The 16,211-nt window shown below is 40.4% G+C and carries 10 protein-coding genes and 2 pseudogenes; 3 read left to right on the top strand and 9 right to left on the bottom strand.

What is annotated here, in order from left to right; translation table 11 throughout:
* Both VIK44_RS11090 and VIK44_RS11085 read left to right on the top strand, forming a co-directional pair.
* On the top strand, nucleotides 1-957 hold a 957-nt coding region (locus VIK44_RS11090; RefSeq protein WP_331553958.1), incomplete at its 5' end, for an ammonium transporter.
* Between the two features lie 74 nt (nucleotides 958-1,031).
* Entirely contained in the window at nucleotides 1,032-1,370 is a 339-nt protein-coding gene (locus VIK44_RS11085) for a P-II family nitrogen regulator (protein ID WP_331553957.1), read from the top strand.
* A 94-nt stretch (nucleotides 1,371-1,464) separates the two neighbouring features.
* On the opposite strand, the gene VIK44_RS11080 is transcribed toward VIK44_RS11085, so the two are convergent.
* The 9 genes and pseudogenes from VIK44_RS11080 to VIK44_RS11040 all read right to left on the bottom strand — a co-directional run bounded on the left by VIK44_RS11080 (nucleotide 1,465) and on the right by VIK44_RS11040 (nucleotide 15,307).
* On the bottom strand, nucleotides 1,465-1,977 hold the full coding sequence (locus VIK44_RS11080; protein WP_331553956.1) for an HD domain-containing protein: 513 nt from the start codon (nucleotides 1,975-1,977) through the stop codon (nucleotides 1,465-1,467).
* A 207-nt stretch (nucleotides 1,978-2,184) separates the two neighbouring features.
* On the bottom strand, nucleotides 2,185-3,312 hold the full coding sequence (locus tag VIK44_RS11075; RefSeq protein ID WP_331553955.1) for a GTPase domain-containing protein: 1,128 nt from the start codon (nucleotides 3,310-3,312) through the stop codon (nucleotides 2,185-2,187).
* Complete coding sequence (locus VIK44_RS11070) at nucleotides 3,305-4,438, bottom strand: YcjF family protein (RefSeq protein ID WP_331553954.1); 1,134 nt, start codon at nucleotides 4,436-4,438, stop codon at nucleotides 3,305-3,307. The genes VIK44_RS11075 and VIK44_RS11070 overlap by 8 nt, the downstream gene beginning before the upstream one ends.
* Nucleotides 4,439-4,614: 176 nt before the next feature.
* Nucleotides 4,615-5,757: a TIGR02679 domain-containing protein gene (locus tag VIK44_RS11065; RefSeq protein ID WP_331553953.1), complete on the bottom strand. Its 1,143-nt coding sequence runs from the start codon at nucleotides 5,755-5,757 to the stop codon at nucleotides 4,615-4,617.
* Nucleotides 5,751-5,900, bottom strand: a complete 150-nt coding sequence (locus tag VIK44_RS11060) for a hypothetical protein (protein ID WP_331553952.1) — start codon at nucleotides 5,898-5,900, stop codon at nucleotides 5,751-5,753. The genes VIK44_RS11065 and VIK44_RS11060 overlap by 7 nt, the downstream gene beginning before the upstream one ends.
* A complete protein-coding gene (locus VIK44_RS11055; RefSeq protein WP_331553951.1) occupies nucleotides 5,887-9,975 on the bottom strand; it encodes a TIGR02680 family protein in 4,089 nt (1,362 codons plus the stop codon). The genes VIK44_RS11060 and VIK44_RS11055 overlap by 14 nt, the downstream gene beginning before the upstream one ends.
* Nucleotides 9,965-11,122: a TIGR02678 family protein gene (locus VIK44_RS11050; protein ID WP_331553950.1), complete on the bottom strand. Its 1,158-nt coding sequence runs from the start codon at nucleotides 11,120-11,122 to the stop codon at nucleotides 9,965-9,967. Before VIK44_RS11050 ends, VIK44_RS11055 begins: the two co-directional genes overlap by 11 nt.
* A pseudogene (locus VIK44_RS11045) lies at nucleotides 11,109-12,569 on the bottom strand (TIGR02677 family protein). The gene VIK44_RS11050 and the pseudogene VIK44_RS11045 overlap by 14 nt, the downstream one beginning before the upstream one ends.
* A 278-nt stretch (nucleotides 12,570-12,847) precedes the next feature.
* Entirely contained in the window at nucleotides 12,848-15,307 is a 2,460-nt protein-coding gene (locus tag VIK44_RS11040) for an HD domain-containing phosphohydrolase (RefSeq protein ID WP_331553949.1), read from the bottom strand.
* A 223-nt stretch (nucleotides 15,308-15,530) separates the two neighbouring features.
* Between VIK44_RS11040 and VIK44_RS11035 the strand changes: the two are divergent.
* Nucleotides 15,531-16,211 (top strand): annotated as a pseudogene (locus VIK44_RS11035) (ABC transporter permease); the annotation flags it as partial.

The raw sequence follows: 16,211 nt of genomic DNA, 5'->3' as shown, positions 1-16,211 counted from the left end.
GCATTGTTTGCAATCTTCCAGTTGATGTTTTGTATCATTACTCCGGCGATTCTTGTTGGATCTTTATCCGGAAGAATGAAATTTTCGGCATTATTTGTTTTTGTTACTGTTTGGTTGATTCTCGTTTACTACCCGTTAGCTCATATGGTATGGGGCCAGGGTGGTTTTATTGCCGGACTTGGGGCAGTGGATTTTGCCGGTGGGAATGTTATTCATATCAGCTCCGGTGTTTCCGGACTGGTGGCCTGTATTATCCTTGGATCAAGAAAAGGTTTTGGAATTAAGGCGTATCATCCACATAACATCCCCCTGTTTTTCATTGGCGGTGCTATTCTGTGGGTAGGATGGTTCGGGTTTAACGGTGGTTCTGCTTTGGCAGCCAATGGATTGGCGGTTCAGGCGGTTGTTAACACCATGCTTGCTTCAGCAGCTGCGTTATTAAGCTGGATGCTCATAGAAACCTTCCTTTATAAAAAGGTGACGGTTATGGGCGCAGTGACGGGTGCGATTATCGGTTTAGTTGCCATTACACCCGGTGCCGGCTTTGTACCTTTCGGAGCAGCTTTAGTCATCGGAGCTTTGGTGAGTCCTATTTGTTTCTTCTTTATGACAAAAGTAAAACAAAAATTCGGTTATGATGATTCATTGGATGCTTTCGGATGTCATGGCATTGGCGGTATATGGGGCGGTATTGCAACCGGTCTGTTTGCCCAATCGGCTATTAATCCGGTTGCACAGTGGAATGGTTTATTCTTTGGTCAAACAGAATTGTTTGTTGCCCAGCTGATGGCGGTTGGTATTTCAGTGCTTTATTCTGCGGCAATGACAGCTCTCATTATGCTGGTATTGAAGAAGGTCATGACGATTCGTGTTACACCTGAAGAAGAAGCCCTTGGCCTGGATATCACCGAACACTCTGAAGAAGGTTATGCAGCGTTTTCAGGAATTGACCAGTAGTATATTTTGGATAAAATTATTATTTAAGGGTCAGGGTAACCTGACTTTTAAATAATCACAGAAAGGAAAATGTTATGAAACTAATTGAAGCAATTATTCGTCCTGAAAAATTGGAACCCCTAAAGGATGCGTTTTTCGAAGCTAAAATCAATGGAATGAACGTCCGCCAGGTTTTGGGGTGTGGCAATCAGCTAGGCTGGATCGCCCATAATCGGGGTACAGAAGTTATGATGAATATGATTCCAAAAATAGAAATTAAGATTGTTGTAGCTGATAACAAGGTGGAAGACACCATTAACCTTATTATTAAAACCGTCCGGACAGACGAAATTGGTGATGGTAAAATTTTTATTAAACCGGTAGACGACTGTATCCGAATAAGAACAGGCGAAAGAGGCGATTCCGCTCTTTAAACAGAGCAGTATTTAACCCTATTAGATACACCAAAGGGGCCATTGCTCAATAGCGAACTCGCTATTGAGCAATGGCCCCTTTTTCTGTTTAAATTTATACTTCTTCATATGAAGCAGGCTCGTTTAAATACATGGAATCTAATATTCCAATGCCTGTTTCTGTTTTAAAAATATTGGTCCGAATCTTTTCAATGGCCCTTTGCTCAAGTTGATCTTCATATATGTTTACCAAAAAATCGGCCTCGACTAAAATTTGATAATCCATTCCATCTATCTGATGATAACTGTGATGATGTCCCACCAGATAACACACCCGCTCAATGAGCGGAGCATCATAGCCCAAGTCTTCAAGAAGTTTATTAGCTTCAACCGGCCCTTCTTTTTCCTGGGTTTTTCCTGTTGATTTCCCGTATTTTTCTTCGCTGATTTTAATCCCGATATCGTGGACAACCGCAGCAACCTCTAAAATCTCCTGGTTTTTCTTATCCAGAGCTTCAGCTTCGCCAATGGTTTTTGCAAAGGCATAAACCTTAAGGAAGTGCTGAGTCCTTCGGGGATCCGGGCCATTATATTGGATCATTGCTTTTATCAGTGGTGTTAATTCCATAACCGACTCCTTTTATCATTTCTCTTTAGGTAATTGCAAAATTTATAAGCACAACCGTAAATTGCTTTGATGTCAGTTTTCATAAACAATTTTATAACGTATAGGCGAACAGTTCAATGAACTGTACGCCGTATAGTGGAAAAATTGTTTAATGTAAACAGACAGCGAAGCTCTCTGCACTTTCGCAATTACCTATAATTTTTCTTTTTATTCTCCATCAAACGCCAACTCGGCATTGATTTGATTTAATTCCCTGGTTAGTATCTCCACACAGGTTTCTAACTGGAAATCGAGTATTCCCCGGTTATGTTTGAGACCTTCTTTATAATAAGCCCGGGTTCGCTGCCTTATAGCATATTTACCCAGCAGACCTACCACCGGAATACAGAAAAAAATGGTTCCGGCGACTGCTACTTTGATTTTGTTACTTTTTTTTATTTCTAAATGCGTAATCTTGGGAATTTTTTGAGTTTTCGGGGTTTCTACCAGGGAATTACCTGAAAGCTGATTACTGAATTCCATGTAGTAATCATAGGCTTCATTAAACAGAACATCGGATTCTTTTTCAATTTCATCGAAAATATCCCGGGCATAGAGATCGAAAAGTTCGTTGCGTTTTTGTTCTTTCTTTGTCGAACAGGGATTTAACAGCCTGACATTTCTTTCAATGATTTCCGAACAATCGAAATGCCATTTTTCAATCTTAGGCCTCCCGAAATCCTCAAGGATCTTAGGCATTTTACTGGAAATAGAACCCAAAAGATTAACCTTAATTCGCTGGATAATTTTTTCTTTTCCAAAGGTTTCTGTTTTCTTGCCGCCTAACAGTTTTTTGGAATGACTGGATACTTCCACAATATCTTCCTGACAAATATGAGGATTCATACAAAGAACCTTCCGCATTTCTTTAATGGATGCTTTAACGTTCATAACGTCACAGTGGGTGAGCACTACCATCACCGGGTCCCCATCTTTGGCCAGAGTATTAATCATTTCCAGATCAAACTCTTCAACTCTGGCAGATTTCGCCGAAAGACAATAGATAATGGTGTGAAACCACTCCTTGATTTCCCGAACATTATGCTCTTCCAGAGCCTCTTGAATTAACGCTTTCCAGCTTTGTGATTTATCTGCCTCCAGTCCCCATGAATCGTAAAGGTGAAGGGTCAGCTTTGGATTAAGTACCACGGATTCCTCAAATAAACCCATGCCGGTTACCGGTCGCCCGGCGCCGGTTTTCATAAGATCGGCACCAAAGATATAATTAAACAGCGATGTTTTTCCCACCCCGGTTTTTCCTAAAATGAGTACATTGGTTTCGCATTTTTTATCCACGTCTGGAAACCTTAAACCATTCGGTAATTAAGCCTGCAATGTTTTTGCTGTTAAAATAATCCGCAAAATTTATTTCCTTACCTTCTTCAAAAATAGCCGTGGCACAGCGAAAGCAAATCTCTGAAATGGCATAGCCCATGGCGGCTGTAAAGCTGGATGCCACTACGGCGTTAACCCCGGTGCCAATCGCTGTTCCCACCCCTGGAATCAGCTTAAAAAGATTGGCACTCAGGGTTTGGGCCAGGAGCCGACCAGATTCAGAAACAACCACCGATCCCACCAGCGATGAAAGATTACCCAGGGTTTGATCAAGGCCATATGTTTTCATAATGTGAAGGGACATTTTTATCTGGACCGGCACCAAAAGTGCCGCATCTGAAAAGGGAATGGGGGTTAAGGCAATGCCTGCAGCAGCACTGGTGTATAATGGAATTATTTTATGATTGATTAAGGTTCGCTTTGATGCCAGATTGCCTTGAAGGGCGCCAATAAAGCCCTCCCTCAGGGACTCATCCAAATGAGCGATGGCCCAATCAACCAGGGCATCCCACTGGAGATAATCCTTAAGGGCTGTTAACACTTCTTCATCATCGGAAACACAGGTTCTGAAAAATTCCACGTCACAATATTTGCGGATCGCCGACTCCATGCCAGCAAGCTCTTCTTCATCAACGTTGTCAATTTGGGTGAGCACCACCGCCAAAGGCACTTTTTGGACTTTAAGACTTTTGATCACATCAATATCCATATCGGTAACTCGTTTATTCCCGGCTGAAATGCAATACCAGACTTCATGGATTTGATTTTTCAGATCCATTCCCCTGGCCTCATTCATCCAACTTTCCACCAGATCTTTATAATGGGCGACTTTTTCTGTTCCAATTTCATAGCCTTCAGTGTCATATAATACCACCCCGGAATCAGCTCGCTCATATTTTGTAATCCCCTGGGTAACCGGAATCCCGTGGCCTATTTGGGCAAGGTTCTTTCCGAAAATATGATTCACCACTGAGCTTTTTCCTGCACCGGTGGCACCGCAGATCAATATGTTAGGTTTTGCAATGCCCTGGGAAATTTCTCCAAGGGCTTTGTCAAAATCAAAATCATCGGGTTGATAATCTTTCATGGGTTATCCTCTTTTCTTAAACTATCTGCTTCTTGTCTCTGCGGTGAACAGCAAATATATCTTTGCACACATCTTCATATTTAGTATAATCTAAATTATGATAATCTGGATTATACTAAATAACCATCTAATCTTTAATACTTTAATGTTTTTTTATTTCAAAACACTTTTATTGATTAATCTGCTGATAAAAATAGTTCGATATCTTTCATATAATCATCCACCAGCAATTCCTGATAAGCGCCACATCCGGATTGCCGGATGATCTCTGCCATTTCCAGCAGTTCCTGGGATGCAATGCCATCGAGCTTTTTTAATCGGGTGTCAGAAATTTCAATCTTTGATTGGATATCATTATATTCTTCCGGATTAAAATGCCAGAGTATTAATTTTTCGCCGTATCTTTTTTTGAGCTTATCGGCAATGATGAGACCTTCGGGATCAAAATCCCCGCCATAATAAATCAGACTGCCTTCCTGAACAATTTTATCTAAAAGCAATAAGGTGGCAACCATTATGTTGCCGGCAGAGCAGATCATGGAGCAGGGTCGGTCTTCGAGAAGGCCGGCAATTTCACTGAATACGGTGGGATTTTCAAAAACATAAACTCTGTTTTTCACACAGGACACCCTATCGATTCTGCTGATATTCCAGAGTGATATGTGAAGGGGTTCGCCGACATTGGCAAAACCATTCCAACCGGAATGCAGTTGGTTCGCCACATAAGCCTTTATCCCCCGGCAAATCGTATAATTAGAGACTTCATCATAGATGAGCCCCGCTGTGTATAACAGCTCCATTTGCTCTTCGGCATTTTTGGGGTATTTTATTTTATACTGATAGCTGAGTGCATAGAGCAGCAGTCTCCCGCCTTCCTTGTTCATATCAAAGGCATGGGGGTCTTTGGTAATCTGTGATGCAAAGAGGGCTAAGCGCACATTTTCAGGATCTATGATACATTGGTTTAAACCTTGGCAGACCTGAAACAGCAACCTTTGAAGCCGTTCTTTATCCTCATCATATTTGACCGTAAGAACTGGATAGGCATTATTTTTTTGATTGATTGTTTCCCCTAACCACAAGGCTCCGGGGGTGTCCTGGAACTGACTGATCAACTGTTTAAAATACTGGGTTTTTTCTTTCTGATAAAGGGTTTTTAAATCCTTTTTCCAATTCAGTTCTTCCTCGAAATATAATGGCAGCACTTCCATAAAATCGATTCCCCTGAATTTAGTTTCATCATAGGCGTTTATGAACTTTTCCACCGAAAAAGATGCGCTTTTCCCAGGGTAATCCTTCCTGAAAAGGCTTCTCAGCACGTCCGCTCATCCTGAGTGATCCTCTCCAGCCGGATGATGCCGCCAAAATGCCCGAGGGAAGTATATTTATCCTTTAATTTTACCAGAATGCGCTTAAATCCGGGGTTGTTTTTCAGATAAGCAACAAAATCACGGGCCATCATTGCCCACCAGTTTTCTGACTTTCCCGTTCCAATGATAGCGAAGGACCGTGACAAAATCAACATTATCCGGTCTTATCAGTTCGCTGATCGCCATAGAATCCACGGTATCGTAATCTCCCCATAAAATTTGAGAATTAATAATATAACTTAAATCCAGATCATTTAATAATCTGAACATATCCCGAATATTCTGCTCATCCACTCCGGCAAAGGCTTCATCCAGGGAAATAATCCGTGCGCTGTCTTTTCCTGCTCCTTCGTACCTTGCGTTCACAGCTGAAAAAAGCGGGACATACATAGCCATGGCTTTTTCTCCGCCACTCAATTTAAAGAAGCCATTATTGGTGAGCTCTTTACTCATTTGGCCGGTTTTTTTAAAGAACAATTTAAATTCAAACCATTTCCGATAATCAAGAATGTCCTTCATGATTGAGTGAAAGGTCATATTCACATTCTTATCCTCCATGGTCCGTCTGGCCAGTTCAATTTTGGATCTGAAATGCTCTGAAAGGGCGCTCAAGTCCTCATCCCTTAAAAGATTTCCGTCCATTTTTAACAGATTTACGAGTTTTTTGGTATCCAGCTGATCTTCGGACTCTGCTTTTTTACTGCTCCATTTAAGACTGAAGCTCAAACCCATTGAGGTGTCCATTTTCTCCATAAGATTGTTCATGTTGTCCACCCATTTTTCGCTGTGAAAAATACGTCCGCTAATCTTTTTACTGATATTCTTTACCAGAATATCTTCAAAAAGCTCTCTGTCACTTTCTTTTAACAGCTTTTGCGTTTCCTCAAAACTATCGTGTAGATAAGCGGACAATTCATAGAAGTTAACCGATTTACCTGTCACCTTTGCGGTAATATTCATTCTTTTTCTCATGGCCACAGCATTAGTTACGGCTTGGTCTTCCCGGGCGTCACTTTCTTCTTCAAAGATGTGCTGAATGTTCACGGCGTACTCTCTGAGGTATTGACTGTCTCTGTTAAAATATTCCAGGAGCTTTACCGTATAATGTTCCTTGTCCATTTTATCTGAAACAGGATTTTCACTGATCAAATCTTTGGCAATTACCCAAACATCGCTGTCCTGAACTTTAACAACAAAGCCAAGTCCCCATTCTTTTTTAAAAGACTCCTCAAGGATTTCATTGATTTTCTGATCAAGACTTAAATTTTTCTCTGACTTCGCCAATTCTTCGGTTAATCGTTGTACTTTTCCTGTTTCCTGTTCTCTTTTTATAATGCACGCTTCTTTTTCTTTTGGTATCTCCTTCAGGGCCTTCAGGCATCGTTCCAGTTCGGTTTTAATGGCTTCATAATCTGTTAGTTTTAATTGCCCATTTAAATTATTCAGGATCATATTTTGAGAAGAAAGCCTGGTTTTAAGGATGTTTATTTCATACAAAATGTCATCAATATCTTCACGGATCTTCTCATAGCGATTTTCTGCAACTGCTAAATCACCCAGGTCATGTTGCATTTTAATCTTGAGCTTTTCTAATTCGTAAAGCTCTTCTCTATAGTCAATCGCTGCTTCATGGGCTTCCCGGTAAATTTCAAGATCCAGGGTCAAGGTAATGTGCCGGGTGATTCTATAAACCTCTTCCTTGATTTTTTTAACCACTTCATATAGGACTTTTTCGGCTGATCTTTTCTTCTCCAGCTCTTGAATGCACATTTCATGTTCAAAGGCTGTATTTCTTACCACTTCTGCAGCTGTCACAAGATCGTCCTGTCCGGGCGTGTCGGAAAATTCCTGTCTTAATATTTCTAATTCATTTACAATCGTTTGGACATCCAGCTTTTTTTCACTGAGTCTTTTTTGAATTTCTTCCAATTCCTGACCCAATGTGAAAAGTTTATCCTCCCGATATTTTTTCCTTGCGGTCGAACCAATAAATTTAGGGGTATAGCTTCCGCCGGTTCTCCCTTTCAGAATGCCGAGGCTGTAATTTCCTTTCTCATCCATATAAGTATGATGATTTTCATCGAGAAGAATACTGGTCAGGACATTTTCCACTTCCTCCGCTGAAATATCATGCATGGAGGTATCGACTTTCAGGTATTGATTAAGGCTGTGGACCATGAATTTCGGCGAAGAAAAGATATACTTATCCCCTCTTTTATCTTCCATCAAATTAATCTGTTCTCGGTAGGCTTTGGGAATGATCAAGGCGTCCAGTATCCCCATATCCACCATGGCTTCTTCAATGGATGATTGGATTTCCTGACTGATTCCTTCCACATAATCCACCGCTTTATACAGAGGTACAAAGGGGATTTTCATTGCTGTGAGCTTTTCTCTGTTTTTAATCACTTTTTCTTCCCGATGAGGCTCCGGATCTTTGATATTTTTCCAATGACGGACTTCCTCTTCTTTTTGGGATCGCTCTGTTTCGATTGTCTTTTGTTGCGCTTTTTCATGATAAAGCTTTTCCGCTTTGATTGCTTCTAAACTGCTGTATTCCTTACGAAGCAGATCAGAGATGCCATTGTAATTACTGGTCGGTCCAAAATGCTGTATTTCTCTTGAGAGATTAATGAGCCCATCCTGGGATATGATATATTCTTTATTGGTATCATTGCTGACATACAGCTTTTCAATGGTTTCATCCTGAATGTCAGCGAGCTGTCGATTTGCCTGTTCCAGGATCTTTTCTTTTTCTGCAGCTTCTTTCTTTAGCTTGTCCAGTTCCAGGCAGAGCGTGTCATAGTCCCTGGAGCTCTTTTTTTCTTCCTCCAGGGCTTTGACCCCGCTTGAAAGGGTTTGGGTATGATCCTTCAGGGTGTTTTTTATATAGGTAAAGTTGTAAGACTCTGACAAGTCCTTTTTCATTTCATCCATCATAAAGGCATGTTCATCAAAGGCAAAACTTTCTGCCTGGGTTTCCATTTCATCAAGCTTTTTAAGGGTATCCGCTGCTCCCCCATCTTTTTGTGCCTGATAATCTCTGATTTGATTATCCAGATCTCTTTCATGGTTGCGTTTTGACTCATGCTGCTTATCCTTGTCTGTCAGTTGGGCAATGAGGGCGCCGATGTCTTCTTCGGTTTCTATGCTCTTATCCCGTATGAGCACACTGTCATGTTTCTCAAGTTCCCTCTTTTTTTCCTGCTGTGTTTGAAGCTGAATCTCTAAATTTACAATGGTCTCTTTTAAGGCATCAACCTGCTTTGTCGATGCGTCAATTTCTTTTCTTCTTTTAATTTGCAGGCTGTTTTGTTGTTCCAATTGAGTTTTATGGTCATGATATCGTTTCGCCTTATCCAGAATAATAAATTTATTGTAGCGATCAAAGGCCTGCTTAATTCGATCGGCCGCCTCTTTGCACTCTTTTAATTCTTCCAATCGGCTTTTAATATTGTCCATGTTTTCAATGGCCTCGGACATGGGTCTGAGATCATCTTCCGACAAGGGCTGCAAGGAGTTTTCCATAATTTCATAAATAACGGTCGGTTTAAAATCCTTTGATAATTTTGGACTTCTCAGCTGAACTAAAAGTTTGACTAATTCATCGTATTCATCCAGATCTTCAAAGCCGAAAATCAGGTCGTTGACAAGCTTCATATAGTTTTTCTGACCCTCTACCACATGACCGCCGTCCCCGATTCTGTTGACTAACTCCTTCATGGTCAAGGGAATTTTTTCACCCATTTGTTTATATAAAAACAGATCCTTACCGATTCTTCTTCCATCGGTAACGGAGAACCCCCAGGATTTCAGGGGTTTTCCTCTGTTTGCCTTAAATCCCATGCCGATGGTTGCGATTTGGTTGGAGTGTTTCTTTTTAAACTCCAGATAAAGGTAACCGATGGATTCGTCTTTACCGTTGTCATCGTCTCCAAGAAGATAATTCTCGATTCTTCTTGCTCTTGATCCAAAGGGATCCAGTCTTTCCGGACTTTTGTTCCCATCAAGCAGTAAAGGCACAAAGCTTTGCATGGTAACGGATTTGCCTGAGCCATTTGACCCTCTTAACAGCAGCCTGCCTTTGGAAAAATCAAAGGCTTCATCATCGTAATACCAGAAGTTCACCAGCCCGGCCCGATTCATTACCCACCTGTTATTCTCCATGTTGTTTCTCCTCATTTTCCTGCCCGTATTCCTGGGGGTATTCTCCGATTAATTTACCAGCCAGTGGCATAATTTCAATTTCTCTGCCATTATAGATGCTTCTCAACAGCTTGAAGCTTTCCATATAGTCCATGAGACGATCTGCCAGATTGGAGCCCTGCATCTCTCTGTATTCCTTACTCCAGCCATGTCCTGAATCTTTTTTAAGCTCCATCACCAGTGTATCAAAGGCGGCGCGGGACATTGTGATGCCTCCTGAATTGTTGATTTGAAATTTGCCTTGACTTATGGCTAAACGAATCCGTCCATTGAATAGCAACGTGATGTCGCTGATGGCTTTGGTATCGGGAAAGGTATCCCGTAAATTCTTTTCGGTGGGAACGACGACCATGGCGCCATTTTTATGGACATGGAGATTATAATCAAGATATTTTTGAAAATCGTTTTCGATTAAGCCTCTTTGTTTTTTTATATAATCGTAGTCCACATCATCCGATTCCCGGGAGTATACAACCGGTTCCATAAGGAGCTTTCTGTGCACCCGATGTCGCCTGATAATCCCCCGGTCGGCATTTAAATCTCCCCATTCTGCATTTTCCAGCTCTTTAACATTAGCATAATCCAAAATATCTGATGTGAAATGCCTGACAAAGTATCTGGACAAACCCGTACTTTCATATAATACTTCTGTTTCTGTGTGATAGGCGAACTTTTGATCATCCCCATCATTGACCGTCATTATTCCCATACTTTGTGCAAATCGCAGGACTTTAATGAAATGCTTTCGATGTCTGTATTGGGTCCAGTCTATTTTTTCTTTTCCCATAAAATTTTCTTCGATAAATTCGGTGATTTCAGAGAGAACAAACTGTTCATCTCTGGAGCGGTCTTCTAAAAACATCAGCAGCAGACATAGTAAAACATATTCAACGGGATGGTTGAACTCTTTTATCCCCATAAAGCTTTGTGCGCTTCCTGGAATTTTTTCTAACTTAATCAGGTATTGATTCATTAAAATTCTGTACCCCAGCTTTTCACTGAGAAAAGTTTTAAATTGAGGAATGCTGTCTTTGACCCTGTAAAACAAATCTTTGTCATCATCCTTTATGACCCAGTACTTGTCTAATAGTATTTCAAGCTCCTTCATTTTCAACTCCCACAAATCGTAAAATATATGCCGGCATTTCCAGATTACCATCTTCGCATTTCAAAATGCAACGTTTTCCGGACTCTTTTGGCGTTTCCACTTGAAAAACACGTCCGTCTTCTGTTTTTCCCTTGTTAACTGTACTGTTAATTCCCTTACACAACCATTTTAGCAGGGTTTTTCTTACATGCTCCTGTATGACCGGCAGGGAAGAAAAATCGATGCAACCCTCAACCACATAGTTTTCAATGGTTTTTTCCTCAATTTCCCGCTCTGCTCTCACCTTGTTCATCATCGCTTCTTTTTTCTCTGTATTGCTTCGAATAGGGCTTCGTTTCGCTTTTTCCTGATACCCTCTCACTCGGGGCTTCACGGTGTAAATAACCGGTGATTCTTCAAAAACATCACTGTTGATGCTTTCTGTTTCCCTGAAAATATCCGATTTAATATGCTTCATGTGAAAGATTCCAAAGGATAAACTGGAGAGCTTGTGGGCTTCCTTAATATCCCTGCATTGGGAAAATAATTGGCCAAGCTTTCTGTATTCTTCCTTTCGATTAATGGCACTGCTTCTGCTTTCAGAAATCTGGGATGCATACCGGGTGATCTTGCGGATGATATCATTGGTAATGTCCATGAGCTTTGCCGCCTCACTTTCGTTACCATTTGTCCCTAAAAACCATGCATTCAAGTTATCCCAGCGACCGACTATGTTTTCTCGAATGCCATCTTCATCAATGTCGGTATCGATTCTCGGAATGTAGATTTCATAATCAATGGCTTTTTTCAAAACCATCTCAACATCCATAGCCTTGAAATTTTTCAGAATATATTCAATGGCATTGGCATAATGCTGCAGCCCTTTGACAAAGTCCCTGAGATATTCGATGAATTTATCCTTGAAGACCATAAACTCCTAGGTTTTCATCATTTCTTCGGCTTTAATCGTGTAAAGATCTCTGATGTAGTCCTGATAATTTTGATTCAGCCTTTTGAAGTCACTATTAAGCCCACTCCACCAGCTCCCCACTTCCTTTTCACTGAGCTTTGCCATTTGAGGGAGTTTTTTCAGTTCCTCCCGCAATCTTTCTAAAAGTGTGGGTTCCAGTGAAGCCGTTTCAACGAACAGGTTTTCCAACCGAATGGTAAGTCGTTCGATCTCCACACTGTACTCAGAAAGCTGGTACCTGAATTGTTTGTTTTTGAATTCCTCTACTGTGGAAACCTTGGAAGTATCCTGTAGCGCAGAAAGGTTTTTCCAGGATAGCAGCACGTCCAGATCCTGTCTGCACATTTCCATGGTATATTCTTTGAATTCGTCATTTGTTTTCAGGGTTTCATAAACATCTTCCTTATACAGCCAATATTTCATTTTCTCATACTGCATATAAAAATACCGCAAAATACTTCTGTACCGCCAGGCATTTTCAACGGTAAGATACCGCATTTCATCGATTTGTTTTGTGAGCTTGCTGGTAATTTCAAATTTCATTTTTTCTTCTCAACTTTATATTTTTGTTATTTTAAACAATTTTATCATTAATTGTTTAATTATGCCAAAAATAAAATACGAAGCAATAAGACAAACTAAACGTCCCCACGTCCCCGCGCGTATCCCCTGTCCCCCCACAAAAAAAATCACCCTCGATTGAAGGTGACACGTTTACTCAATTTGGTTATGCCTGTAAGCAGCTTAGGATTGACATAAAAACCAGCAGTGTCCTACTAAATCGCAACTTCCAGTAATGATATCAATTCATCAGCTTCTATTATCACAAGAAACTGTTTAACAATATTTGGGTCAAATTGGGTTCCTGAACAGCGTTTTAATTCATTGATTGCGTAAGATAGCTCGGAAGCTTCCTTGTAAATTCTGCTGTGTGTCATCACATCAAAGGAATCAACAACATTAATTATTCTGGACAAATAGGGTATTGCTTCACCTTTTTGACCGTTCGGGTAACCGGTACCATCATATTTTTCATGATGGGAAAGAATAGCATCTGCAATATGCTCAAGCTCAGGGGTTGATTTTGCAATCCGATATCCTATTTCCGAATGTGTTTTTATAACTCCCCATTCTTCTTCGGTAAGTTTTTCCGGTTTTATCAGGATTTGTTCGGGAATGCCGATTTTACCGATATCATGCAGCAGTGACAATAGTCCCAGTTCATCGAGTTTGTCCTGTAAGAGCCCGAGTTTCTTTCCAAGGGTGTTGCTCAACACCTTAATCCGCATGGTATGTTCTTCAGTTTCACTGCTTTTTTCATGAAGCGTTCTTGTCAGTGAACTGATTGGTGCATTTCTTGAGCTTGATCGGTCCATTAGCTTGCTGCGAAACATACGCTTCTCTGCCAGATTCATAACATCTTCTGTGTTGGTATGTTCAATGCTTCTTTTTGCACTACCTACGCCCATACTGATATTAAAATGGAAACCGTCTATTTTCTTTGCTTCACTCATTATTCGTTCAATTAAATTGGAAATATATTTTTGATCTTTATCTTTAACAATCATTACAAATCCATCACCGGACCATCTTGAAACAACATCATCCGGTTGGCAACTATGCATTAATAGATTGCTCACCGCAACCAGAATGCGATCTCCTTCTTTATGTCCGAATGCATCATTTGTGATTTTTAATCCGTTAATATCACACATAATGATAAAATAATCGGGATTCTTTTCATTGTTCAGCATTTCAAACTGCCGTTTCATAAAGGCACGGTTGTTAAGCATTGTTAAAGGGTCTGAGTAGCTTAAAAACACGATTTCTTCTTCGTTTGTTTTCCTCATGGTAATATCAGAAATTGTGCTGATCACTCTGACAGCTATATTGTTTTCGTCTCTTTGAACCACCTTGCCCCGTTGCAAAACCCAAATAATGCGATTTGAGATCCCAATCACACGAAATTCCTCTTCATAATAATCGATTTTTCCATTCACTACATTATCTAAAGTATTTAATAATCTCTTTTTACATTGGGGATGGATTTTCAAACAATAGTTTAAATACAATTGATACCCATCTCCACCCTCATATCCAATGAACGTCTTCCACTCTGGGCTGATGTATATTTCCTGGGATTTTACCAAAAAATCAATATAACCGTCACTCGTCGCCTCCATAACGAGCCGGTATCTTTCATCCATCTGCTTGATGTCTTTGTTTGCCGAATCAAGGGCTTCAAGCATTTTATTGGCTGATTCGGCTAACTGGCCCAGTTCATCAGGTCCATCAACTCGAATGGACAAGGCGGTATCTTTTTTCTTTGTCACTTCATTGAGAAAATTCTTTAATTTAGTAAGGCGCTTAAAGACCATTCGGTTAAGTACAAAATAATCACACAGTAAAATTAATAATATCAGTAGGATAAACCCAATAACAAATCCATTAAACCGATTTGCTATAAGGCTGTAATTGGTTTGTTTTTGAAGGATGACCATATTAATGGATTTTTCTCCACTAATATCCTCCTGGAGCTTATTTGATGTGAGATAGGTTTCACCATTGTATTCTGTTGGTAAAATCTGGGTTCCCAGTGGTGAAGCCGTTCCTAATGGTGTTTCACTTAGCGACACCTTAAGCCCTGTCAAATCTTCAATATAGCCCATTAAGTTGTCGTCATAAGCCCGAACAAAAACAATGGACCCATTACTGACGGCAGAATGGCTGGAGTTGCTGACCAAAGCAGACCCGACAAAATAGACCTGACCATCAACGTTTACAAGATCGGTATTGACATCCTCTTCTTTGGTTAAAATGCCCGTATAAAAATTGCCTTGTTTTATTTTTTCGGTCACTTTTATTGCAACATCTTCTGATAACCCCTGGTTCTCAGATCCGATGATTTCACCTTGATCATTGGCGATCAGCATCAAATTCAACTTAAGATACTCCAGGCTTTCTTTCTGTAAATTCGATTGTTTGTATGCTTCATTGCCATCGGCAATAAAATTATAGGTATCATCCCAATAGGCCCAATCCCTTAAGGCGACATCGAGATTACCTTTTTCATTGTCAATAATCTTTTCGGCGCTTTCAAAATTTCTCATCATCTGGCTTTTTGTCTCGGTATTGATATATCCAAAAAAAGCTATGTAAAATAATAAATAGGTAAATCCTATTAGAATTCCTAAATTAATTAAAGTCAATACTAAAACTTTGAATTTCAAATTCATATTAGCTACCTCTTCCTATTTTTCTTGAAGATTATTCAATGCCTCTATATTATCGGCTTAGTTTCAAATTAGTTAATAAATTATCCTAAATATTTTTCAAAAAAATAAAATTATTATTCCGCCTTTTCCAAAGTTCACATAAAAGTCACATAACAATCAAAGGACAGCCACATTATTAAGTTAAAATGATGAAAATCAATTAATTTCATCATGGAGGTTGAAGATGTATATCCTGAAAAGCAGTATTCGAAACGTCACACGTAATGCCGGACGCAATATTCTCATCGGAATGATTGTGTTGGTGATTGCCATATCCAGTTGCATTGCCCTATCCATTAAACAATCCGCCAAACAGCTGGAAGCAACCGGTCTGAGCAACATTCAAATCACTGGCAGTATTTCCGTTGACCGGCAATCCCTGATGACCCAAGCCAAGGCTTCCGGTACTGATGTGCAATCCCTGATGCAGGAGAATCAGGATCTTACTCTTGCCGAAATGCAAAATTATGCAACCTCTCAATATGTGAAGGATTTTTACTACACCTTGAGCAGTTCAGTAAGTAAGGGTACTGGCCTGGAACCTGTATCAACAAGTAAAACAACCACCACAGCCACTGCAACAACCACTCAAACAACCTCAGGGCAGACGACATCAGGGCAAACCCCGCCAGATGGCACGACCAGGGTTGATGGCCCTTCGGGAATGGGTATTCAGGGTGATTTCACCATTACCGGTTATAGCGGCAAAAATGCCATGGCCAGCTTTGTCAGCGGCACCAATCAAGTGACCAGTGGTCAGATATTCAGCTTTGATGCCGACATGACCTGTCTCATTAGTGAGGAATTGGCCACCATGAATGGCCTATCCGTAGGGAGCACCATCCCGGTGACTAATCCCAATGCA

The sequence above is a fragment of the Acetobacterium sp. genome, assembly GCF_036508315.1.
Lineage (GTDB): Bacteria > Bacillota > Clostridia > Eubacteriales > Eubacteriaceae > Acetobacterium.
The sequence above is the reverse complement of the archived record's forward strand: the minus strand, read 5'-3'. Positions and strand labels throughout refer to the sequence as shown.

What these genes read in the sequence shown, in the direction of transcription:
- VIK44_RS11085 (WP_331553957.1), top strand. Translation starts at nt 1,032, where the DNA reads ATGAAACTAATTGAAGCAATTATTCGTCCTGAAAAATTGGAACCCCTA.
- VIK44_RS11080 (WP_331553956.1), bottom strand. Translation starts at nt 1,977, where the DNA reads ATGGAATTAACACCACTGATAAAAGCAATGATCCAATATAATGGCCCG.
- VIK44_RS11070 (WP_331553954.1), bottom strand. Translation starts at nt 4,438, where the DNA reads ATGAAAGATTATCAACCCGATGATTTTGATTTTGACAAAGCCCTTGGA.
- VIK44_RS11060 (WP_331553952.1), bottom strand. Translation starts at nt 5,900, where the DNA reads ATGATGGCCCGTGATTTTGTTGCTTATCTGAAAAACAACCCCGGATTT.
- VIK44_RS11055 (WP_331553951.1), bottom strand. Translation starts at nt 9,975, where the DNA reads ATGGAGAATAACAGGTGGGTAATGAATCGGGCCGGGCTGGTGAACTTC.
- VIK44_RS11050 (WP_331553950.1), bottom strand. Translation starts at nt 11,122, where the DNA reads ATGAAGGAGCTTGAAATACTATTAGACAAGTACTGGGTCATAAAGGAT.
- VIK44_RS11040 (WP_331553949.1), bottom strand. Translation starts at nt 15,307, where the DNA reads ATGAATTTGAAATTCAAAGTTTTAGTATTGACTTTAATTAATTTAGGA.